This is a genomic window from Flavobacterium sp. HBTb2-11-1 (genome assembly GCF_009826975.1).
GTDB lineage: Bacteria > Bacteroidota > Bacteroidia > Flavobacteriales > Flavobacteriaceae > Flavobacterium.
On sequence record NZ_WUMO01000001.1, the window covers coordinates 307,881 to 330,393 of the forward strand.

At 33.7% G+C, this 22,513-nt stretch carries 18 protein-coding genes; 7 read left to right on the forward strand and 11 right to left on the reverse strand.

Annotated elements, in window-relative coordinates; genetic code table 11:
* Positions 1-156: 156 nt before the first annotated feature.
* The 3 genes from GR162_RS01425 to GR162_RS01435 all read right to left on the reverse strand — a co-directional run bounded on the left by GR162_RS01425 (position 157) and on the right by GR162_RS01435 (position 5,148).
* Entirely contained in the window at positions 157-2,265 is a 2,109-nt protein-coding gene (locus GR162_RS01425) for a prolyl oligopeptidase family protein (protein ID WP_160780718.1), read from the reverse strand.
* 160 nt (positions 2,266-2,425) lie between these two features.
* Positions 2,426-4,633, reverse strand: coding sequence for a TonB-dependent receptor (locus tag GR162_RS01430; protein WP_160780719.1), 2,208 nt, complete (start codon positions 4,631-4,633; stop codon positions 2,426-2,428).
* A gap of 161 nt (positions 4,634-4,794) precedes the next feature.
* On the reverse strand, positions 4,795-5,148 hold the full coding sequence (locus tag GR162_RS01435; RefSeq protein ID WP_202393886.1) for a hypothetical protein: 354 nt from the start codon (positions 5,146-5,148) through the stop codon (positions 4,795-4,797).
* Between the two features lie 226 nt (positions 5,149-5,374).
* Here GR162_RS01435 and GR162_RS01440 point away from each other — a divergent pair, with 226 nt between their 5' ends.
* Positions 5,375-6,079 (forward strand): porin family protein, encoded by a 705-nt coding sequence (locus GR162_RS01440; RefSeq protein WP_160780720.1) that lies wholly within the window; start codon positions 5,375-5,377, stop codon positions 6,077-6,079.
* Here the strand turns inward: GR162_RS01440 and GR162_RS01445 are convergent.
* On the reverse strand, positions 6,074-6,679 hold the full coding sequence (locus tag GR162_RS01445; RefSeq protein WP_160780721.1) for a hypothetical protein: 606 nt from the start codon (positions 6,677-6,679) through the stop codon (positions 6,074-6,076). The genes GR162_RS01440 and GR162_RS01445 overlap by 6 nt on opposite strands.
* 199 nt (positions 6,680-6,878) lie before the next feature.
* Between GR162_RS01445 and GR162_RS01450 the strand changes: the two genes are divergently transcribed.
* From GR162_RS01450 to GR162_RS01465, 4 genes are all read left to right on the forward strand, one after another.
* Entirely contained in the window at positions 6,879-9,350 is a 2,472-nt protein-coding gene (locus GR162_RS01450; protein WP_160780722.1) for a bifunctional UDP-N-acetylmuramoyl-tripeptide:D-alanyl-D-alanine ligase/alanine racemase, read from the forward strand.
* 67 nt (positions 9,351-9,417) lie between these two features.
* Entirely contained in the window at positions 9,418-9,798 is a 381-nt protein-coding gene (mscL, locus tag GR162_RS01455) for a large conductance mechanosensitive channel protein MscL (protein WP_008466253.1), read from the forward strand.
* Positions 9,799-9,974: 176 nt separating this feature from the next.
* Positions 9,975-10,964: an aspartate-semialdehyde dehydrogenase gene (locus GR162_RS01460; RefSeq protein ID WP_160780723.1), complete on the forward strand. Its 990-nt coding sequence runs from the start codon at positions 9,975-9,977 to the stop codon at positions 10,962-10,964.
* Positions 10,965-11,087: 123 nt separating this feature from the next.
* Positions 11,088-11,597: an SMI1/KNR4 family protein gene (locus GR162_RS01465; RefSeq protein ID WP_160780724.1), complete on the forward strand. Its 510-nt coding sequence runs from the start codon at positions 11,088-11,090 to the stop codon at positions 11,595-11,597.
* 70 nt (positions 11,598-11,667) lie between these two features.
* On the opposite strand, the gene GR162_RS01470 is transcribed toward GR162_RS01465, so the two are convergent.
* From GR162_RS01470 to GR162_RS01485, 4 genes are all read right to left on the reverse strand, one after another.
* Positions 11,668-11,985 carry a 2Fe-2S iron-sulfur cluster-binding protein gene (locus GR162_RS01470; protein WP_008466258.1) on the reverse strand — a complete coding sequence of 106 codons (318 nt, stop codon included), beginning with the start codon at positions 11,983-11,985 and terminating at the stop codon, positions 11,668-11,670.
* A 58-nt stretch (positions 11,986-12,043) separates the two neighbouring features.
* Positions 12,044-12,523 (reverse strand): hypothetical protein, encoded by a 480-nt coding sequence (locus GR162_RS01475; RefSeq protein WP_160780725.1) that lies wholly within the window; start codon positions 12,521-12,523, stop codon positions 12,044-12,046.
* A 216-nt stretch (positions 12,524-12,739) separates the two neighbouring features.
* A complete protein-coding gene (locus tag GR162_RS01480) occupies positions 12,740-12,979 on the reverse strand; it encodes a NifU family protein (RefSeq protein WP_008466263.1) in 240 nt (79 codons plus the stop codon).
* 81 nt (positions 12,980-13,060) lie between these two features.
* Positions 13,061-14,188 carry an Mrp/NBP35 family ATP-binding protein gene (locus GR162_RS01485; protein ID WP_111425962.1) on the reverse strand — a complete coding sequence of 376 codons (1,128 nt, stop codon included), beginning with the start codon at positions 14,186-14,188 and terminating at the stop codon, positions 13,061-13,063.
* A 406-nt stretch (positions 14,189-14,594) separates the two neighbouring features.
* Here GR162_RS01485 and GR162_RS01490 point away from each other — a divergent pair, with 406 nt between their 5' ends.
* Positions 14,595-16,193 carry a murein L,D-transpeptidase gene (locus tag GR162_RS01490; protein WP_160780726.1) on the forward strand — a complete coding sequence of 533 codons (1,599 nt, stop codon included), beginning with the start codon at positions 14,595-14,597 and terminating at the stop codon, positions 16,191-16,193.
* Positions 16,194-16,257: 64 nt separating this feature from the next.
* Here the strand turns inward: GR162_RS01490 and GR162_RS01495 are convergent, their stop codons facing one another.
* From GR162_RS01495 to GR162_RS01505, 3 genes are all read right to left on the reverse strand, one after another.
* Positions 16,258-18,684 (reverse strand): ABC transporter permease, encoded by a 2,427-nt coding sequence (locus GR162_RS01495; RefSeq protein WP_160780727.1) that lies wholly within the window; start codon positions 18,682-18,684, stop codon positions 16,258-16,260.
* Between the two features lie 133 nt (positions 18,685-18,817).
* On the reverse strand, positions 18,818-19,525 hold the full coding sequence (locus tag GR162_RS01500; RefSeq protein WP_008466269.1) for an ABC transporter ATP-binding protein: 708 nt from the start codon (positions 19,523-19,525) through the stop codon (positions 18,818-18,820).
* A 96-nt stretch (positions 19,526-19,621) separates the two neighbouring features.
* Positions 19,622-20,872, reverse strand: coding sequence for an efflux RND transporter periplasmic adaptor subunit (locus GR162_RS01505; protein WP_160780728.1), 1,251 nt, complete (start codon positions 20,870-20,872; stop codon positions 19,622-19,624).
* Between the two features lie 159 nt (positions 20,873-21,031).
* Here GR162_RS01505 and GR162_RS01510 point away from each other — a divergent pair, with 159 nt between their 5' ends.
* Positions 21,032-22,378, forward strand: a complete 1,347-nt coding sequence (locus tag GR162_RS01510; protein WP_160780729.1) for a sigma-54 dependent transcriptional regulator — start codon at positions 21,032-21,034, stop codon at positions 22,376-22,378.
* Positions 22,379-22,513 lie beyond the last annotated feature (135 nt).

The window sequence follows — 22,513 nt, forward strand, 5'->3', positions numbered from 1 at the left end:
TTTAAAAAGATTTAGGCAGATTTAAGGTGATTTAATTAATAAAAATCTGTGTACATCCGCTTAAATCATTTTTAATCTGCGTGAAACAAAAAAGTAAAGCCACAAACTCACAAAGAAATTCGTGAATTCGTGGCTATAAATTTTTAGTTTAAAGTCTTATTTCGAAGGCAAAGCTTTAAAACCCATATTGTAAAGTGTGAAAGCTTGGATATCTACATTCTCTTGAATCGTAGCCGCAACAGATTTTCCAGCGCCGTGTCCTGCTTTTACATCAATTCTAATTAAAACCGGATTTTCTCCTATCTGTTTTTCCTGCAATTCAGATGCAAATTTAAAACTGTGAGCTGGAACCACGCGATCGTCATGATCTCCTGTAGTTACCATAGTCGCAGGATAATGTGTTCCTTGTTTTACGTTGTGAACTGGGGAATATCCTTTTAAATATTCGAACATTTCTTTGCTGTCTTGAGCAGTTCCGTAATCAAAAGCCCATCCTGCACCTGCTGTAAACGCATTATAACGAAGCATGTCCATAACTCCAACTGCTGGCAATGCTACTTTCATTAAATCGGGACGCTGAGTCATTGTGGCACCTACTAATAAACCTCCGTTAGATCCTCCGCGAATAGCTAAATAATCAGAAGAAGTATATTTTTGTGCAATTAAATACTCTGCGGCAGCGATAAAATCATCAAATACATTTTGCTTTTGAAGTTTTGTACCCGCATCGTGCCATTTTTTTCCGTATTCACCGCCACCTCTTAAGTTGGCAACTGCATAAACTCCGCCGTTTTCCATCCAAACCGCATTAGCAATACTGAAACTTGGCGTCAAACTAATATTGAATCCACCATAACCGTAAAGGATTGTTGGGTTTTTACCGTCTAATTTTGTTCCTTTTTTATATGTAATAATCATCGGAACTTTTGTCCCGTCTTTTGAAGTATAGAAAACTTGTTTTGACTCATAATCTTCGCTTTTGAAATCTACTTTTGGTTTTTGGTAGATTTCAGACTTGCCAGATTTTGGTTCAAAAGAGTAAATACTTCCAGGTGTAGTGTAATTCGTAAAGCTGTAATACAAAATCTTTTCGTTCTTTTTTCCGCTAAAACCACCTGCAGTTCCGACAGCTGGAAGTTTGATTTCACGAACTAGTTTTCCATTGTAATCATATTGCTGTACAAATGAAACAGCATCTTTAGTATAGTTTGCAAAGAAATATCCAGCACCAGTTGATGGAGATAGAATATCTTTGGTTTCTTTAATAAAATCTTTCCAGTTTTCAGGTTTTGGATTTGCAGCATCTACCGTTACAACACGTTTGTTAGGAGCATTAAAATCTGTTTCAATAAACAATTTGCTTCCTTGGTTGTCAATGATACCACTGTCACTATCAAAGTTGTCAACGATTGTAACGATTGGACTGTTGGCCTTAGTTAAGTCTTTAATGTACAATTCATTTCCGTACGTAGAATTGGCAGCTGTAATCACTAAATAACGATTATCTTCAGTAACATATCCGCCAACATATCTTCTTTTTTTGTCAGCTCCAAAAATTACTTTGTCGTCTTTTTGAGAAGTTCCTAGTTTGTGGAAATATAATTTGTGCTGATCTGTTTTAGCAGATAATTCACTTCCTTTTGGTTTGTCATAACTAGAATAGTAAAAACCTTCATTTCCGTGCCAAGAGATACCGCTGAATTTTATATCAACCAAAGTATCTTCTAAAACTTTCTTAGAAAGTGCATCAATGATGATAACTTTTCTCCAGTCGCTTCCTCCTTCAGAGATTGCATAAGCAGCTTTGCTTCCATCTTGAGAAAAATCAAGTCCGCCAAGAGAAGTGGTTCCATCTTTAGAGAAAGTATTCGGATCTAAGAAAATCTCTTCTTTTCCGCTTTCATCTTTTCTATAAACAACAGATTGATTTTGAAGTCCGTTGTTTTTAGAGTAATAAGTAAATTTTCCTTCTTTGAATGGAGCTCCAATTTTTTCGTAGTTCCAAAGTTTTTCCATTCGTTTTTTAAGTTCTTCACGAAACGGAATTTTATCTAAATAAGCATAAGTAACTTCATTTTGAGCTTTTACCCAAGCACCGGTTTCGGCAGATTTATCATCTTCTAACCAACGGTACGGATCGCTTACTTTGGTGTCAAAATAAACATCAACAGTTTCTCCTTTTTTAGTTTGCGGATATTGCATTTTGCCTTGTCCAAACGAAATTCCAGCGGTTGTAATTGCCATTAATAAGAATGTTTTTTTCATAGTTAGTTTTTATCTGTTGTAACAAAAATAGCACTTTCTGTGAGATTGTTGTGTTATTAACCGCAAAGAACACAAAGAGTTTTTCGCAAAGTTCGCAGAGTTTATAAAAGCTTTTGCGCTCTCTCCGTTTTTCCTTGCGTTCTTTGCGGTTAAACAAATCTTATAAATTGAAATTTACGCCCAAAACGATATTTCTTCCAATGTTTGGAATACCATCTGTTTTTAATCTAGAAAGGTGCGCAATATATTTTTTATCAAATAAATTGTTTCCGTTTAGGGTAATATCGAAAGCCGTTTTTCCTAGTTTGACAGTTCCGCCAAAACCTAAATTTACCAAAGTATACCCTTTAGAAGCCGTTTCGAAACCACTTACATTATCTTGGCTAAAAGTTGAAGAAACATTTAACGAAGCAAAACCTTCGCTTAGCCAGTTTTTGATGTTAAATTCAGTTCTCAAAGTATTATTCCAATTGTTTGCAGGAATTAGAGGCAGATAATCTTTGTTTTCTTTTTTACCAGTAACGGTTTCAAAACTAGTTTCAAAATGCAGCCAATCTAACGGATGCGGGTGAAAATGCAGACCTACTTCACCACCATACAATTGAGCATTATCTTGAACGTATGCAAAAACGTCATTGTCATCTAGAACTTCTCCAGTTGGCGAAGTATAGATGTAGTTGTTTACGTGATTGTAAAATCCGTTTACGAAAAATTCAAAGTGTGAGTTTTTGTATTCTAAGTTTAAATCGGTCTGAACGTTTTGTTCTGTTTTTAGATTTGCATTTCCAATTTCGTAGCGATTTGTTCCTTCATGAACACCATTTGAAGTTAATTCTGCTAAGTTTGGAGCTCTAAATCCTGTTGCAACATTCAAACGGAAAGTTAAAGGTTCAGCAAATTTGGTCTTGTATCCCAAAGAAGCATTAAAACTGTCAAAAGATCGGTCTAAAGCTTGAAAATAACCTTCTTCGCCTTCAGTTCCGTGAGCGATCGAAGTAATGTTTCGGTTGTCAAAACGCAATCCGGCTTGAATAACGCTATTATCCCATTCGTAATTTGCAGTTCCAAAAACTCCAAAATCATTGGTTGTGGCATCTGGAATTAAATATTCTTCGCCAGAATTTTTATTGGTTTGGTGCATTCCTTGAACTCCTAAAATTGTTTCTATTTTTCCGAATTTTGGGAAATGGTATTTTGCGTTATAGTTGAAAGTATTCAATTTCATATGAAGAGATGCTTCATTGCTGTCTTCAAATTCACTTCTATCGTTAGCAATGTATCCTAAATCAACATCTAGTTTTGAGTTTTCAAAAAAGATAACATTGTTTAAACTCAATAAATGATTGAAAATTCCCTGTCTAGGAAATTGAGTGTCTTTACTTGAAGATTGTTCTGCAATTCCATCTTCTGGAATTCCAATATCCAGTTTGTTATAGTTGTATCTTAAAACACTTGAAAAACTTGAATTACTGTAACCGATTCCAGTTTTAAAATCTGTTTCATTATAACGAGAGTTCGTTACTCGATCTCCGCCCGAAATTTTGTAATCAGAATGTGTATTGTAGCTTCCTCTAGCTAAGAACTTCCAGTTTTCTGTAGACGTTTTTAATCCAATAGAAGAATTGCTTCCCTGTGTATTGGTAAAATATTTCTGACTGAAATTAGCTTTAAAATCGCCCGCATCAGCAAACTTTTCAGGATTAAAATATAAAACACCTCCCAAAGCATCAGAACCGTATAATAAAGATGCAGGACCTTTGATAACTTCAACGCTCTCAATTCCCGCATCATTTAAACCTAAACCATGCTCGTCTCCAAACTGCTGATTTTCGATACGAACGCCTTGAGAATAAACCAAAACACGATTGCCGCTTAATCCGCGAATTACAGGTTTCCCTATAGAAGTTCCCGTTGAAATCTGAGAAACTCCAGGAATTGTAGCCAAGCCTTCAATTAAAGTTGACGTTCCTTTTTGCTGTAATGTTTTAATGCTTTCGTGCTCAATTTTCATGACATTCTGCGATTGCAGTTTGTTAAAAGGAGTCGAAACCACTACTTCATCCATTTCTAAAATAGATTCCTCAAGAATAATATCGAGCGTATTTTGTTTTAGCAGTTTTACGATAGTTTTGTTTTGATTGGCATATCCAACATAAGTAAAAGCAATGCGAAGACTTCCGTTTGGAAGATTATTCAATTCGTATTTTCCATTTGCGTCTGTAGTTGTTCCTTTATGTAATTCTGGAGCATAAACAGAAACTCCAGGCAATGGCTGATTTTGATTGTCGGTTACAGTTCCTGAAACCGAATTTTGAGCACTAAGTACGCCCGAAAACCCTAAAATAAGGGCAATTATAAATTTTTTCATTTGAAAATGATGCTATAGTTAAATGGAATTTTTTCTTCGAATGAAAACCAAAAAAGTACAATAAAGCATTCTGATCCTAATTGATGAAAATAGGATTAGGAAACTCAATGTTTTTTGAATTTGAATTGAAAGAAATGTATTTTTTTTCGAATAATCGAAACTTAAGAAACTATAGCTGCAGGAGGTCCTCGTAAGAAATACGAAGTGTTTGAGATTGAAAAAATCTTCTCTGAAAACGGGAAGAAATAAGGCGTTTCTTTATCAAATGAATGAAATTCAAAAGAGAAATTTTGCGGAAGAATAAAAGATTCAAAAGCAAAATGACAAACAAAACAAACGTCATAATCATGATGCTGGTGCGTTATTTCTCCGCTCGGATCATTGTAATTATGATGACATTGTTTTTCTGAAAGCTGTTTTACGATATGCTCATAACTGTGTATCGACTGAAACAATATCGAGAACAATATTGTTACAGCAAATGATAGGCTTAATATGAGCTGCTTTTTCTTCATGCTCTGCAAAGGTATAAAAGATAAAAACAAAATTGATTAATTTTTTATTTCAACGAATGGATTTATTGAAAATAATGCAGCAATTAATTTTATTCGCAGTCAAAATGAGAATATTTTTACTTTGTATCTTTACTGCAGAGAGCATTATGTTATATTTGTATGTGAAATAAATGGGCGTGTAAAAACGTTTGTTTATAATTATCTCTTTAAAAACCCAAACCACGATATGCGAATAATTTTTAGCTGCTTATTTTTACTCACTTTTTTTGACTCTTTTGCACAAGAAGACGTTAAGCCTGAGATAAAACCAGTTATAAAAATAGACTCTCTATATCGAGAAGACCAATTTTATTTTTCGGTTACCTATAATATGTTTACCGATATTCCAATCGATTTCAAACAGAATAAATTTTCTCTTGGACTTTCAGGAGGTTTCTTGCGTGACATGCCCGTTAATAAATCCAGAACCGTTGCTATTGCTGCGGGTTTAGGTTTGAGTTATCAAAATTATTACCAGAATCTGACCATTTCTGAAGACGGTTCGGGATCTATAATATATGGAGTTAACGATTATGGCGAATTTGTTTCCAATCGATATAGACAATATTCTGTAGATCTTCCAATTGAGTTTAGATGGCGTAATTCTACTTATGAAAGCACTAAGTTCTGGCGTATTTATGGTGGCGTAAAACTGAGTTATATTTTTTCGAGTGCATCTACTCTTGATGATGGTGAAAAAACATATAAAATCAACAATAATCCTAATATTAATAAATTTCAATACGGACCATATCTTGCCGCAGGATACAATACTTGGAATGTGTATGTGTATTATGGTTTAAGTCCATTATTTAAGTCAGCAACAACTTTGAATGGCGAAAAAATCAATATGAAAACCTTAAACGCGGGACTAATTTTTTATATTTTATAACCACAGATATAAAAATAAAAGCTGAGGCATTATTCCAATAAACAATCCGATTAGTATTTCTCTTGAAGTATGCGCATTCATTTCTAAACGTGATGAAGCCACAATCCCTGACAATAAAATAAGCAAAGCTGGCCAATACGGATTATGCAGCTGAAGATGAATGTTTAATCCGATAATAAAAATCGTTAATCCCGAGATAGCCACCATGTGCAAACTTGCTTTTGTCTTAAAAAGCACACACACCAATGCCAAAATAGTGCTGAATAAAGCAGCTAGAAAAAAGAAGTGAAGCTCAGGATAACGAGTTATTACGATACTTCTTTTTACGAGCAAAATATATAAAAAACACTGCAAAATGAGCGGAATGGTTCGTTCTGAAGTCTGACTCAGCATTATTGATTTTACATGGCCAGTCGATTTTAACAGTAAATAAAATAAGACAGGGACAATTACATTAATGACCAAAATCTGTATTAAAACGAAATATTTTTCCTGTGCACTAAAAACATCGTCTTTATAAAATAAGTAAAACAAAGTAGCGTATAGCGATATAAAAATCGGATGTAATATATAGGAGAATATGGGAAGTACTTTTTTCAAAACATGGAAATTTGTGGTGTAAAAACAAATATACTCAATAAATGTTTTCTGCCACGAATTACACGAATTTTAGTAATTCATTTACAAAATCCTTTAATCTGTGGCCATAGTTTTAAGAAAGATGCAAATAGAATAATTAGTGAAAATTTGGGAAATTAGTGGCAAACCTTTTTTAAATTTGAAAAAAAGAAATTTCTAAATGAGCATAAATATAAAAAGCCTGATTTCAGTGTTAAATGCCAAATGGACTGGCTCAAATGCTGCTATTTTAATCGACCATATTTCAATTGACAGCCGTTCGCTTCAAAACGGATCGCAAACCTTATTTTTTGCTCTGGTTGGTGTCAATAACGATGCTCATTCTTTTATTCCTGATTTAATAGAAAACAATGTTCGGAATTTTGTTGTCCAGTATATTCCAAAAGGCTACGCAGATAAAGCTAACTTTTTAGTAGTCGAAAATACTCTTGCAGCACTTCAGGAATTTGCGGTCTATTATAGAAATCTTTTTCATTTTCCGGTTATAGGATTAACGGGCAGCAACGGTAAAACTATTGTAAAAGAATGGCTTAATTTTTTATTAAGTCCTGACTATAATGTTATTAGAAGTCCAAAAAGTTATAACTCTCAAGTTGGAGTTCCGCTTTCGGTAATTGGAATTAATGAAAAACATAATTTAGGCATTTTTGAAGCTGGAATTTCGACGGTGAACGAAATGATTAAGTTGGAGAAAATCATTAAACCTACAATAGGAGTACTTACCAATATTGGAAGTGCACATGATGAAGGATTTTTAAATCTAGTACAGAAGATTGATGAAAAATTACTTTTGTTTAAAGACTGTCCGATCATTATTTATCAAAAAACAGAGGTTGTAGAATCATGTCTGACTCAGTTTGCTGCAGAATATATGATTCATCCGCGAAAGCTTTTTTCATGGAGTTTTACAGATAAAAAAGCGGATGTTTTTATCGAAAAAAGAGAATATAAAAGCGACCATACTTTTATTCAATATCATTATCAAAATGAAACTTTCAATTTAGAAGTTCCGTTTAACGATTCAGCTTCTATAGAGAATACGATTTCATGTTTATTGGTTTTACTGCATCTTAATTACGATCAGGAGACAATCCAAAGTCGAATCCAGATGCTATACCCAATTCGAATGCGTTTGGAAGTGAAAAATGGAATCAATAATTGCAGTATTATTGACGATAGTTACAGTTCCGATTTTCAGTCGCTTAAAATTGCTTTGGATTTCTTGGAAAGCCAGAAGAAAAAAGGAGCATCAAAAACAGTCATTCTATCAGATATTTTTCAGAGCGGATTTACAAATGAAGAATTATATTCTAAAGTTGCCCAGTTAATTTCAGACAATAAAATTAATCGTGTAATTGGTATTGGGCCAACAATATCTTCTTTTGCAGCTAAGTTTCCGAACAGTACGATGTTTGAAAATACAAGCAATTTTATTGCTGCAATCGATAATTTTAATTTTAACAATGAAACGATCTTAATAAAAGGAGCAAGATCTTTTGAGTTTGAAGAAATCGTTTCGTTGCTTGAAGAAAAAACGCATGAAACCATTCTAGAGATAAATCTAGATGCTATCAGCCATAATTTTAATTACTATAAATCGAAATTGGCACCAAATGTCAAAATGATGGTTATGGTAAAAGCATTTGGCTACGGAAATGGCGGTTTAGAAATTGCTAAACTTTTAGAGCATCATAAAGTGGATTATTTGGGTGTGGCTTTCGCCGATGAGGGAATATCACTAAAAAATGGCGGCATAAAAGTGCCAATTATGGTTTTGAATCCAGAATCGACGAGTTTTCCATCTATGATTCAGTATCAGCTAGAACCTGAAATTTATAGCTTGAAAGGACTGAATGCCTTTTTAAAAATTGCTCGTGAAAAGAATTTAAAAGATTATCCAATTCATATCAAAGTGGATACGGGAATGCATCGTTTAGGTTTTGAAAATAATACCATCGACGAGCTGATTGCGACTTTAAAAGGCAATTCGACAGTTCGTGTTCAGAGTATTTTATCGCATTTGGCGACAAGTGACGAATCAAAACATTTTGATTTTGTAAGACAGCAGATTGCATTATTCGAAAAGCTTTCTTCAAAATTGATGTCAGAATTAAATATTAGTCCAATCCGACATATCTTAAATACTTCTGGGATTAGCAATTTTCCTGATGCGCAATACAGCATGGTGAGGTTAGGAATTGGTTTATACGGCGTTTCAAATGATCCTGCAGAACAGAAATATTTAGAAAATGTTGGAACTTTAAAATCTATCATTTCTCAAATTCGAACTATTCCAGCAGGCGACAGCGTAGGTTATGGACGTCGTTTTATGGCGGACCGAGAAACCAAAATTGCGACAATCCCGATTGGTTACGCAGATGGAATTTCGAGATTATGGGGAAATGAAGTTGGGTATGTAACCATTAAAAATCAAAAAGCCAAAATTGTAGGCAGCGTCTGCATGGATATGCTGATGGTAAATGTAAGCCATATCGATTGCAAAGAAGGCGATTCGGTAATTATTTTTGGCGAAAACCCGACTGTGGTAGAGATGGCTGTGGCATTGAAAACAATTCCATATGAGATCATGACGAGTATTTCGCAACGCGTTAAGAGGGTATTTTTCAGATAATATTTAAGAATTTTCAATAAAAAAGCGTATTTTCGATATTCATTATTAAAAACTAAACAAATCAGATATGGGATTTTTTTCAGAATTTAAGGCATTTGCAATGAAAGGCAACGTAGTTGATCTTGCTGTTGCAGTAATTATTGGAGCGGCTTTTGGTAAAATTGTAAGCTCATTTATTGAGGATGTAATTACGCCGCTGGTATTAAAACCTGCTTTAGATGCAGCTCATTTGTCAAAAATTGAAGATTTAACCGCTTTTGGAGGAGTTAAATATGGTATGTTTCTTTCAGCAGTAATTAACTTTATCATTGTTGCTTTTGTTTTGTTCTTGATTATTAAAGCACTAAACAGTCTTAAAAAGAAAGAGGAGCCAGCGCCTAATCAGCCTGCTGCACCAACCCAAGAAGAATTGCTTACAGAAATTAGAGATTTATTGAAAAATAAATAAAAATATAATACCGCTACACTAAGTCTAACTTAACCGCCTTCTAAAGAGGCGGTTTTTTTTACAAAATGTTATAAATTAAACATTTTGTTATTTTTTGTGAATCGCCTTGTCATGACTTTTATTATACTTACTTTTGCGTTACAAATTAGATTAATTGATTATTTAAAAATATAAAAATGAGAATTGCAGTTGTAGGCGCTACTGGAATGGTAGGCGAAGTAATGCTTAAAGTTTTAGCAGAAAGAAATTTTCCTGTTACACAATTAATTCCTGTTGCATCAGAAAGATCAGTAGGAAAAGAAATCGAATACAAAGGAACCAAATATAAAGTAGTAGGATTACAAACGGCTGTTGATATGAAAGCGGATATCGCTGTTTTCTCTGCTGGAGGAGATACTTCATTAGAATGGGCTCCTAAATTTGCTGCTGCCGGAACAACTGTTATCGACAACTCTTCTGCATGGAGAATGGATCCTACTAAAAAATTGGTAGTTCCAGAAATCAATGCAGATGTATTAACAAAAGAAGATAAAATTATTGCAAACCCAAACTGTTCTACTATTCAAATGGTAATGACTTTGGCTCCTTTGCACAAAAAATACAACATTAAAAGAATTATTGTTTCTACTTACCAATCTATCACAGGAACTGGTGTAAAAGCAGTTAGACAATTAGAAAACGAGTACGCTGGAGTTCAAGGCGAGATGGCTTACAAATATCCAATCCATAGAAATGCAATTCCACATTGCGATAGTTTTGAAGAAAACGGGTATACTAAAGAAGAAATGAAATTAGTTCGCGAAACTCAAAAAATCTTAGGCGATAATACGATCAGAGTTACAGCTACTGCAGTTCGTGTGCCGGTTGTTGGAGGACACAGTGAAGCAGTAAATGTTGAGTTTACAAATGATTTTGATGTAAATGAAGTTCGTGAAATTTTGCACCATACTGATGGAGTAGTGGTTCAGGATAATTTAGATACTTTTACTTATCCAATGCCATTATACGCTGAAGGTAAAAATGAAGTATTTGTTGGAAGAATCCGTCGTGACGAAAGCCAGCCAAATACATTAAACATGTGGATTGTTGCTGATAACTTAAGAAAAGGAGCTGCAACAAACACTATCCAAATCGCTGAATATTTAATTAAAGCAGGTTTGGTATAAGCCGAGAGATTAAATAAAATTGTTATAAAGAGAAAAAGCCGTAATTACAGTAATGTAGTTACGGTTTTTTTGTGAGAAATATTTTCAATAAATAGTAACTTAGCCATTAAAAATTTAAACTTTATGAATTTCGATAACTACAAAATAATTCCCAATTATAACACCAATAAAACAGATCTTTTTACCGCTGATGAAGAAGATATATTGGCTTGCGAAAAGACACTCAACATAACTTTTGATGAAGACTATAAAGAATATGTTCAGACTTATGGAAGCGGAATTCTTGGAGGCACTTACGTACGAATTTATCTTCCGGAAACGATTATTTTAACTTTGGAAGAATGGAAAAACCGCATAACAGAATATTGGTTTTGGGATGAAGGAAAAGAGATTTTGACAAAAGAAGAAGTTTTAAAATCAATCAGAATTGGAGATACTTTTGATGGAGACGAAATTATTCTTTTAAATAATCAGTATTATATTCTGCCTAGATATAGCGAAATGATTTATAAAGCAGGAAATACACTTGAAGAAACAATTTCTTGGCTTTGTTCCTCTGGAATCTTAACAGAAGCTTTTTCTGAAAGAGAATTTGAGCCTTTTGATCCAAGCGGTTTTTTAAATTCCAATTAAAAAAAAATCCAAATTCCAAGCAGAAGATGCTTTTGGAATTTGGAATTTATAGTATTGTAAATTTGTTTTTTTAGTATTCCGGTGCCAATTCTAACTCCAATCCCTCTAAATCTTCAGTAATTGGAATCTGACAGCCTAAACGGCTATTAGACTTCACATAAAATGCTTCTGAAAGCATGGCTTCTTCATCGTCACCCATTTCTGGTAATGCAACGTCATTTAGAACATAACACTGGCAAGAAGCGCACATGGCCATTCCTCCGCAGGTTCCTTCAACAGGAAGTTCGTATGCTTTGCATAACTCCATTATATTCATTGCCATATCGGTTGGAGCTTGTAGCTCATGCACAACTCCTTCTCGATCTTTAATCTTTATTAATACATCCATTTTTGTTATTGGAATTTTACTGGAGAACTTGAAAACGTGTCCAAATTCTTTATTAATTTTAACTTTTCTCTTTTAAGCTAAAAGCATATTCCTTTTGATTACCGTCTTTAAGGCGCATTTTTACACCAATAATATTACCTCCTTTTTCCAATATTGTCACTAAAGAGATAACTGAATAATAATCCTTGTCAGACTGGAAAATTAGGGCTCCTTCATAAGTAGAGTTCAAAATTCCTTGTTTGTCTGTTTGCGCACTAATTTTTCGCGGATGCGAAAAATCAGCAGAACTATAGGTTGCTTTATTTGTAAATTTTGCTTTTCCCCCACAAAGATCATATAAGAAATCATAATTGCCAATTCTTAAAGCGCCTTCTTCAGTCTTTCCATTCGTAGAAAAAATAATTTGTCCCGAATATTGGAAATCTGACCATTCTTCAGATTCATTTACCCAAGCTTTATCAGCAAAAAGTGTTTGGCCCTGTTGTGCATTTACTGCGCTTATAAAAAATAATAAAAAAAGAGCGTAAAAGTTTCTCATAGTTTAAGATTTAAAGGGTTAATGTTGACAAATTTAAGTTAAAAATGTAACAATTCCTTAACTGAAACTCTTAAATCTTTGCGTTGTTTTTTATGAATGTGGCAAAAAATGTCTCTTTTTTAGTGATATATTATCATTTTATTAATCAAATAATAAATCACTTATTATTCTTGTTAAACTTTAAGGGTTCAATTCTCAAAAAAGACAATACTTTTGTTACATTACATTTACCACAGTTTCGATCTGCGGAGCATATTTTTTTATAGTAGTTTCAACACCTGCTTTCAGTGTCATTTGATTAACGCTGCAGCTAATGCAAGCTCCTTCCAAACGAACTTTTACATGTTTGTCATCTTCGATAGAGATTAATGAAATATCTCCACCGTCAGATTTTAAGAATGGTCTTATCTCATCTAAGGCCAATAAAACATTGCTTGTTATTTCTTCTGTTGTCATAATACTAATGTGTCAATTAGATAATGTGATAATTATAATTTTAAAGAATTTTCTAATTATCACATTATCTCAATTATCTAATTATTTTTTAACTGCCGAACAGCCTGCCATTGTTGTAATTTTGATTGCTTCTGTTGCAGGCAAACTTTCGTTTCTGTTTACTGTTTCTTGCACAACATTTCTAGTAATTCCTTCAAAAACTTTTTCTATTGGAGATGCTGTTTGCAATGCTGCTGGACGACCGTAATCTCCTGCTTCACGAATAGATTGTACAATTGGAACTTCTCCTAAAAATGGAACCCCTAAATCTTCAGCAAGGTTTTTAGCGCCTTCTTGTCCAAAAATGTAGTATTTGTTTTCTGGCAATTCTTCTGGTGTAAAATATGCCATGTTTTCAATAATTCCTAAAACAGGAACATTGATATTGTCTTGCATAAACATCGCCACCCCTTTTTTAGCATCTGCAAGTGCCACCGCTTGCGGAGTACTTACTACAACAGCTCCAGTAATTGGAAGCGATTGCATGATAGAAAGGTGGATATCTCCAGTTCCAGGAGGCAAATCAAGAAGCATGAAATCTAACTCTCCCCAATCTGCATCAAAAATCATTTGGTTTAATGCCTTTGCAGCCATTGGCCCTCTCCAGATTACGGCTTGGCTTGGCGCAGTAAAAAATCCGATAGAAAGCATTTTGATTTCGTAGCTTTCAATTGGTTTCATTTTAGACTTTCCGTCAACTGTTACAGAAATTGGTTTTTCATTCTCAACGTCAAACATAATTGGCATTGATGGTCCGTAGATATCGGCATCCAAAACACCAACTTTAAAACCCATTTTTGCAAGCGTAACAGCCAAATTTGCAGTTACGGTAGATTTTCCTACTCCTCCTTTTCCAGAAGCCACTGCAATAATATTTTTGATTCCAGGGATAGCACGGCCTTTAATTTCCGGTTTCTCTGGAGCCTCTACTTTAATGTTTACTTTTACTTTTGCATCAGGAGATATTAAATCATGAATTGTTTTTCTAATATCATCTTCAGCTCTTTTTTTGATGTGCATAGCAGGTGTATGCAATACAAGGTCTACAACAGCTTCGTCTCCAAATGTAATTACATTGGTTACGGCACCGCTTTCAACCATATTTTTTCCTTCTCCAGCAATAGTGATGGTCTCTAAAGCTTTTAGAATTTCTTTTCTATCTAGTTTCATTGTAATGGGCTATTTTTTTATTCTCCAAAATCAATCTATAAGATTATATTTATTTAAACTGATTTCAGGGTGCAAAGATAACAGATTAAGTTCGGAAATTAAGTGTTTTTGAATTGTAATTATTGATATTGAGATTATTCAAAATTATTCAAAAGTAATTTTTATAAAAAATGATAAAACTGATTTGAAGCATTTGAGGAAAACTTTTTCGATTTAAATGAATATTTTTATATAAGTTTTTCTTCCAATTAAATAAAATTCTCACAAAACTTCGTTATATTTGATAGCCCAAATCGATGATTATCAGATATGAAAAAAATATGTGAAAACTAAGGTTTTTGATTAGTTTATTGGGTTTTCGGTATTTTTTTTAAAGTTGTTTCTACCAATTTAAAACTTTAAAAATATGCGAAATTTTACTTTTTCTTTAATTATTGTTACAGTCAGTTTTTTTGCATTTTCATTCAATTCATTTTCCAATGCCAAAAGCAAGGCTGATTTAACAAATCCAAGAGCTGTTTCTGTCATTACTCTCGACGCAGCTTCGATTAATGCCTTTTTTAAAAAATATCCTAAACTGAAAAAATATCAGAAAGATGTTGAGGGTATTTACAAAGCCAAAGATTATAAATCTATTTGGTATGATGATAAAAGTATAACGGAATTTGGCTCATTATTATATCAGAAAGTAAATGTTCTGAAAGATCAGGGAATTGAAAATAAAATGCCCTATAAAGAAGAAATTGATGAAGCTTTTAATGAAAGTTCTTCCAATAAGCCATCGCAGCTTGATACCGAATTACTGCTGACCAGTATGTATGTATTTTATGCCAGCAATGTGTATTCTGGAGTTGATCCTGCTACGTTGAAAAAAATAGGCTGGTATCTGCCTGCAAAATCTATTTCGTATACTCACATTCTAGATTCATTAATGGTAGATTCCGATCGATTGGACAAAGATGATAATCTTTTATTTAGCCAATACTACAGATTGAAAGATGCGCTAAAAAAATACCGTAAAATAGAAACCGATAATCTATGGCAGAAAATTACGATTGATAGTGCCACTTTTAAGAATTTAAGGCCAGATGATACCGCTATTGCCATAAAACAAATTAGAAATCGCTTATTTGTAGTAGGAGATTTAAAACAAGATTCTGGAAGTGATATTTATGATGAAGAATTGATGGCGGGAGTTTTAAATTATAAAAAGAGATACAATCTAAAAATAAATTATGCCCTAACGAGAGATATTATCAATCAGATGAATGAGCCTATTAGCAAAAGAATCAGAACCATTATGCTGAATATGGAAAGATGCCGATGGATTCCGACCAAATTGGCCAAAGCTGAAGAGTATGTTATGGTGAATATTCCATCATTCAGACTGTTCTATGTTAAGGACGGAAAGTATGATCTGGTTTCTGATATTTTTGTTGGTAATAGATTAAGTGAGACGGTGATTTTTAGCGGCAATATGGATCGAATCGTTTTTAGTCCGTATTGGTACGTGCCTACGAGTATTATTCAAAATGAATTAAAACTTCAGATTGCAAACGATAAAAATTATTTGGCGGAACATAATATGGAATGGAATGGAGGGAAAGTGCGACAAAAACCAGGACCAAAGAATTCTCTTGGATTAGTAAAATTTATGTTCCCCAATCCGAACGATATTTACATGCATGACACGCCTGCAAAAAGTTTGTTCGAATTTGAAAAACGCACTTTTAGCCATGGCTGTATAAATGTTAAAGAAGCCAAACAGCTCGCACTGCATATTCTAAAAGACGATCCAGACTGGCCGGTCGACAAAATTGAAAGCGCTATGAGCGGAGAAAAAGAAACAACCTGTATGCTAAAACGTAAAATACCGGTTTACATTGGTTATTTTACCTGCTGGGTTCAGGACAATGGAGAAGTTAATTTTTTTCCGGATGTTTACGATCGCGATCAAAGTTTAGACAAGCTGATTTATAATGATGCTGTAACCATGAGGGATTAAACATAAAAGCCCGACGGATTTTACTGAAATCTGTCGGGCTTCTTAAAAAAAATGGTCTACAAGCTTATTCGTATTTTAAATATTTTAAGACATCTATTTTGGTTACCTGAAACGCTTTTGTCAAAACAATTACTAAAGTCAAAATCAAAAGAGAAATCAAGGCAATTGCAAAAGGCACTGTCGAAATTCCAATTCTAAAAGCGAAATCTTCAAGCCATTTCTGTAATAATATATAAGCAGGAACAATTCCTATTCCAAATCCTATTAAACAGAAAACAATATATTGTTTCGATAATTCTTTTAAGAGTATATCTGTTTCGGCTCCTAATGTTTTTCGAATGGCAATTTCTTTCAATCTTCTCTCCATCGAAAATGATGCCAAAGCAAACAATCCAAATATAGCAATTACAATTACGACCAAATTTAGGATGAAAAACAGATTTTTCTGCTTTACTTGCTCCGCGTAAGTCTTCGCAAATCCTTTGTTAACAAATTCGTAATCAAATGGATAGTCTGGATTGACATTCTTCTCCCAATATGATTTCAATTTTTCTAACGTTTCTGTTAAATTATTTGGAGAAACTTTTACAAGGACATGATTAAAATTGTTCCATTTTAAAGTTTTTAAGTTTATGAATACCATTGGAGGGACTTTGTCCTGAAGGCCAGTGATATTAAAATCTTTAACAACTCCTACAATTTTAAATTTTAAATTGCCTTTATCATTTCCCCATCCAGATGTTATAATAGTATTTATAGGATCTTTAATATTTAGGGTCTTTACTAAGGTTTCATTCATAAGCATGCTGCTTATAGTATCTGAAGCATATTGAGGAGATAAATCACGCCCTTTTACAATCTTGATTTTCATCATGTCAAGGAAACCAAAATCCATTTCCACATTTCTTGGCTGTACAAAAATGCCGTTGTGCTTAAAGCCAGAACTAGAATTGGTGCTTCCTCCAAAAGATCCTGCAAAAACAGAAACATCTAAAACGCCAGGTATTTTTTTGATTTCTTGTTTGGTGGTTAAATATTGATCTGTTCGTTTAGATCTATCAAGATTGTTAAATGGAATAGAAATTACCTGATCTCCGCTGAAGCCTAAATCTTTAGCCATCATATAATTAACCTGAGAATTGACAATTAATGCACCAATAATAAAGAATGCCGCAATGCCAAATTGAAAAATAAGCATTGAATTTCGAATCCAGATACCGCTTTTGCTTCTAGAAAAATTCCCTTTCAAAACTTTTAGAGTCTCAAAGTTTGAAATATAAATGGCAGGGAAAATACCCGCAAAAATGATTACTAATCCAAATATTAAAATAAGCTGCAGGTAGAATTCACTGCCATTTATAGTCAGTGTTTTATTTAGGAAGTTGTTGTAATAAGGCAATGATATTTCTACAATAGCCAAAGCAAATAAAATGGCCAATGTTACGATTATAGCGGTTTCAAAAATAAACTGAGCAATAATCTGGTTTTTAGAAGCACCCACAATCTTGCGTACTCCCACTTCTTTGGCACGTTTTATTGCCGATGCTGTTGCTAAATTGATATAGTTTACCAATGAAAGAACTAAAATCAAAACAGATAAACCTAACATAATGTAAAGCAATTTTAAATTGCCATAACCCTCAGGGAAATTTTTTCCTCCAGAACTTTTTGTTCCATGCAAACGAGATGTTTTTAGCTGATCTAAAATCACTTTAACCTCGCCATTTTCTTTAATATATTGTTCAACAGTTTGCCCGCTTTCTTTGGCATCTTTTACCGTTCTGTTTACATAAACTACATTCTGCATTTTCTTTAAAACAAGAGCAGGATCAACTCCATCTTTAATTTTGACCATTAAGCCATAATTAAAATTTCCCCAGCTGTTCAAATCTCCTTCTCTTTTTACACCGCTAAAAACGTAAGTTGGCTCAATAGATGAAGGTTTGATCAAGCGATAAACCGACTTAACCGTATAAATGTTATTGTTGTATGAAATAGATTTTCCAATAGGATCTTCATTCTTAAAAAGCAATTCGGCTTGTCCAGTAGAAACGGCTACACTGTTTTTTTCTTTGAGAATATTCTTTTTAGCGCCTTTTACAATTTCGAAAGGGAAAAAGTCAAAGAAATTTTCATCAGAAACCATGATGTTTTTAGCCAACAGTTTTTGATCTTTATATTTGATAATTTCTTCGTCATACCAGTTGTTCATTATGCATATTTCCTCAATTTCTGGTATGCTGGCTTTTGAAGTTTCTGCAAAAGGAATCGAATTGGAAGCCCAGATGTCTCCCGAGCCAATTTTGTTAAGAACCAAATAAGAGTTTTCTTTTTCTGGATTCCATTGATCGTAAGAGTGCTCGTTATTCCAGTACAGAATGGCGAAAATTACAGCAGCAATCCCAATACTTAATCCAAAAACATTTAAAAACGAAAACAGTTTGCTTTGTTTTAAATGATATATAAATATTTTAAACCAGTTAAAAATCATTTTGATGTATATTTTTTATAGTTGATATGGCAGTTTTTTTGAAACCTTTCGGTCTTAAATCATGGTAAATATTTTGCACACTAATTCTACCAGAACTACGAGTGCAGTAACAATAATTTTAATCATCGTTTTGTTATTTAGCGTCCATAAAAACATCAACATTTCGTTGATTTAATTTCTCAGAAAATATAACTCCGTCTTTCATATGAATGGTTCTCTGCGAAAAAGAAGCATCATAATCAGAGTGGGTAACCATCAAAATAGTAGCGCCTTTAGCATGTAGATCGGTTAAAAGTTCCATTACCTCATTACCGTTTTTACTGTCTAAGTTTCCGGTCGGCTCATCGGCCAAAATAATTTTCGGATCATTTACCAAAGCTCTTGCAACGGCCACTCTCTGCTGCTGACCTCCAGAAAGCTGTTGCGGGAAATGCTTCAAACGATGAGAGATATTAAGTTTCTCAGCAATAGCTTCAATTTTCTGTTTTCTTTCAGAAGCTTTTACATTGTTATAAAGCAAAGGCAGTTCGATATTATCGTAAACAGAAAGCTCATCGATTAGGTTGAAGTTTTGAAAAATGAAGCCAATGTTTTCTTTTCTCACCTGTGCTCTTCCTTTTTCTTTCAGACCGATCATTTCTTGATCTAGTAATTTGTAGCTTCCGCCACTAGCGCCGTCAAGAAGACCAATTATGTTTAATAAAGTCGATTTTCCGCAGCCAGAAGGTCCCATGATAGTTAAAAAATCGCCTTTTTTTATTTCTAAATTGATACCGCTCAAAGCAGCAGTTTCTATTTCTTCTGTTCTAAAAACTTTGGTTAAATTCTGAATTGTGATCATAATTTTTTAAGGTTTTGAAATGTTATTAAATACGTTTTTTGATTGATGATTGATGTCTTTATAATTGTGAATTGTGAATTGTAAAACTGTGACTGCCTACTGTGACTGCGACTCAAGAGAAAGCTCTTCAATATCTTTATAATCGGTATAAGAAGAAGTAACTACAGATTCGCCCTCTTTTAAGCCTTCTAAAACTTCATAAGAAGAAGGATTTTCGCGTCCTAATTTGATATTTCTTCTTACTGCTTTGTTTCCGGTTACTACAAAAATCCATTTTCCGGCTGCTTCCTGATTAAAAGCGCCTCTCGGAATAACTAAAGTTTTGTTCTTTTCAGATAAAATCAATTTTACGCCAAAGCTAAGTCCGTCCTGAAGCACAATATTTTCTTTCGATGCAAAAGCCAATTCTACGGTAAACCTTCCGCCTTTAACTTCGGGAATCACTTTAGTTACGATAACTTCAAGATTTTTGCCTTTAAATTCTACTTGTCCTTTTAATCCTTCTCTAAGTTTTTCCAAATAAAATTCGTCAACTTCTGCAGTCAATTTGTATCCTTTATTAGAGTCTATTTTTCCGATGCTTGCGCCTGCCTGAAAAGTTTTTCCTAAAACAGGTTCAAAAGAAGTCAGTCGACCCGTTTCTGGCGCTGTAATCAAAAAGTTCTTTTTGTTATTTCTAAGAATATCCAAACTCTTTTCCATAGTCTGGATCGAACGGTTTATTTGAGAAATCTGAACCTGATTGCTTTGTTTTTCTTTTTGAATGCTCTGCTGAATTGTTTTTTTGCGTTCTTCTTGAAAACGAAGGCTTTCTTTAAAGGTGTTCCAGTCATTTTTAGAAATTACATCCTTCTCGTACAGCTTTGCATTCATGTCGTACAATCTTTTGGCATCGTTGTAATCATGTTCAATTAAAACTAAATCTTTATTTAAGTTTAATTCCTGATTTCGGATGTTTAATTTCCCCGTATTCAAATTGTTGATTTGTTCAATAATAGCAGTTTCCTGAGTCAGATAATTCAATTCTGTGTTCGGATTATACAAACGAGCCAGAGATTGCCCTTTGGTGACCATTGCGCCATTTTCTACAAAAATCTCTTTTACAGAACCGCCTTCGGTAACGTTTACCAGCATCACATTCAAAGGTTCTACTTTTGCCTGAAAAACGACAAAATCTTCAAAAAAAGCTTTTTCCGCTTTTTGAATTACCAATTCGTCTGCTTTTACATTTAAAGTTCTTTTGGTGTTAAAAGCGAAAACCGAGATGGTAAGCAAAACTAAAAAAACAGCAATTGCTATTGCGAGATATCTAAATTTTTTATTTTTACGAGGAATTATCGTGTCCATTTTTTAAATATTTTACTGATAATCAATAGGTAAATACTGTGCCATAAAATTTATTATTTGTAAAGTGTTGATTTTAAAGAAACTTTAAAAAGCGCTTCAAAAAAGCAGTGTCCGATAATGAACAGTTGACCGTTCGTAAGCGGACAGAAAAAAGACCACATGAGAAAAAAACTAGCCCAAATATTAGTTGTCGATGATCAGGAAGAAATTCTTTTTTCTGCAAAAATGATTCTTAAAAAGCATTTCGAAACCTTTACAACCAATAGTCCCAAAAAAATCATTTCAATTTTAAGCGAAAATGACATAAATGTGGTTTTGCTGGATATGAATTACCGAATTGGTTTTGAAGACGGGCGCGAAGGAATTCATTGGCTGAAAGAAATTAAAGAGCTTTCTCCACAAACTATTGTGATTTTAATGACCGCTTTTGGCAAAATAGAAACTGCTGTAGAAGGCATTAAAATTGGCGCTTTTGACTATGTTCTAAAACCTTGGAACAACGAAAAACTGCTAGAAGTTATTGATAAAGCGGTTACTGAAAGCAGAAAAAACAGTAAAAAAACAGCTGAAAAGGTAGAAAAAACTGAAAAGAAATACTTTGTCGGAACTTCGGTAAAAATAAAGCAAGCGTATTCTATTGCTGAAAAAGTAGCCCGAACAGATGCAAACGTTTTGATTTTGGGCGAAAACGGAACAGGAAAGTATGTTTTTGCAGAATATATTCATCAGCATTCTGAAAGAAGAAACCAGCCTTTTGTGCATGTAGATTTGGGTTCGTTAAGTGATAATTTGTTTGAAAGCGAACTTTTCGGTTACGCAAAAGGTGCTTTTACAGATGCTAAAATCGATACTCCAGGCCGTTTCGAGAATGCTTCAAACGGAACTATTTTTTTAGACGAAATCGGGAATATTCCGCTGCATCTTCAAGCTAAACTGCTTCATGTTTTGCAAACTAAAACCGTAACACGTTTAGGCGAAAGCAAGCCAAGACCGTTGAATGTTCGTGTAATCGCAGCTACAAACAGTGATATAAAAACTGAGGTAAAGAATAAAACGTTCCGTGAAGATTTATTGTACAGAATAAATACAATGGAAATAAATCTTCCGTCTCTTCGCGAAAGAAAAGATGACATTGTACCAATGGCAAACTTTATTCTGGAACAGATTGCTGAAAAATACAATCAGGAAAACTGGCATTTTGAGGAAAATGCGGCACCATATCTGGAAAAATATCCGTGGAAAGGAAATGTCCGCGAAATGGAAAACAAAATCGAACGCGCTTTGATTTTGGCTGAAAACAATACCATTTCGGTAATGGATTTAGATATTTTGGATTTTGAGGAAATTCAAGAAAATGATGAAAATCCATTATCGGAAATGGAAAAAGGCGCCATTGAAAAAGCATTGTTCAAACACAACGGGAACATCAGTAAAACGGCTGAAGAACTTGGTTTGTCGCGCGCTGCATTATACAGAAGAATAGAAAAATACGATTTGAAGAATTAGAGAAAAAGAAGCAAGAGTCAAGATTTTTACTTTATCTTAAATTTTAGTTTCACGCAGATTTTGCAAATTTAGCAGATAAAAAAAAACTTTAATCTTTTTATCCCGATAGCTATCGGGAGTGGCAAACAAAAAAAC

Bases quoted from the DNA above. Each gene is read 5' to 3' on its own strand.
- GR162_RS01425 (WP_160780718.1), bottom strand. From the start codon at position 2,265: ATGAAAAAAACATTCTTATTAATGGCAATTACAACCGCTGGAATTTCG.
- GR162_RS01430 (WP_160780719.1), bottom strand. From the start codon at position 4,633: ATGAAAAAATTTATAATTGCCCTTATTTTAGGGTTTTCGGGCGTACTT.
- GR162_RS01435 (WP_202393886.1), bottom strand. From the start codon at position 5,148: ATGAAGAAAAAGCAGCTCATATTAAGCCTATCATTTGCTGTAACAATA.
- GR162_RS01440 (WP_160780720.1), top strand. From the start codon at position 5,375: ATGCGAATAATTTTTAGCTGCTTATTTTTACTCACTTTTTTTGACTCT.
- GR162_RS01450 (WP_160780722.1), top strand. From the start codon at position 6,879: ATGAGCATAAATATAAAAAGCCTGATTTCAGTGTTAAATGCCAAATGG.
- mscL (WP_008466253.1), top strand. From the start codon at position 9,418: ATGGGATTTTTTTCAGAATTTAAGGCATTTGCAATGAAAGGCAACGTA.
- GR162_RS01460 (WP_160780723.1), top strand. From the start codon at position 9,975: ATGAGAATTGCAGTTGTAGGCGCTACTGGAATGGTAGGCGAAGTAATG.
- GR162_RS01465 (WP_160780724.1), top strand. From the start codon at position 11,088: ATGAATTTCGATAACTACAAAATAATTCCCAATTATAACACCAATAAA.
- GR162_RS01470 (WP_008466258.1), bottom strand. From the start codon at position 11,985: ATGGATGTATTAATAAAGATTAAAGATCGAGAAGGAGTTGTGCATGAG.
- GR162_RS01475 (WP_160780725.1), bottom strand. From the start codon at position 12,523: ATGAGAAACTTTTACGCTCTTTTTTTATTATTTTTTATAAGCGCAGTA.
- GR162_RS01480 (WP_008466263.1), bottom strand. From the start codon at position 12,979: ATGACAACAGAAGAAATAACAAGCAATGTTTTATTGGCCTTAGATGAG.
- GR162_RS01485 (WP_111425962.1), bottom strand. From the start codon at position 14,188: ATGAAACTAGATAGAAAAGAAATTCTAAAAGCTTTAGAGACCATCACT.
- GR162_RS01490 (WP_160780726.1), top strand. From the start codon at position 14,595: ATGCGAAATTTTACTTTTTCTTTAATTATTGTTACAGTCAGTTTTTTT.
- GR162_RS01495 (WP_160780727.1), bottom strand. From the start codon at position 18,684: ATGATTTTTAACTGGTTTAAAATATTTATATATCATTTAAAACAAAGC.
- GR162_RS01500 (WP_008466269.1), bottom strand. From the start codon at position 19,525: ATGATCACAATTCAGAATTTAACCAAAGTTTTTAGAACAGAAGAAATA.
- GR162_RS01505 (WP_160780728.1), bottom strand. From the start codon at position 20,872: ATGGACACGATAATTCCTCGTAAAAATAAAAAATTTAGATATCTCGCA.
- GR162_RS01510 (WP_160780729.1), top strand. From the start codon at position 21,032: ATGAGAAAAAAACTAGCCCAAATATTAGTTGTCGATGATCAGGAAGAA.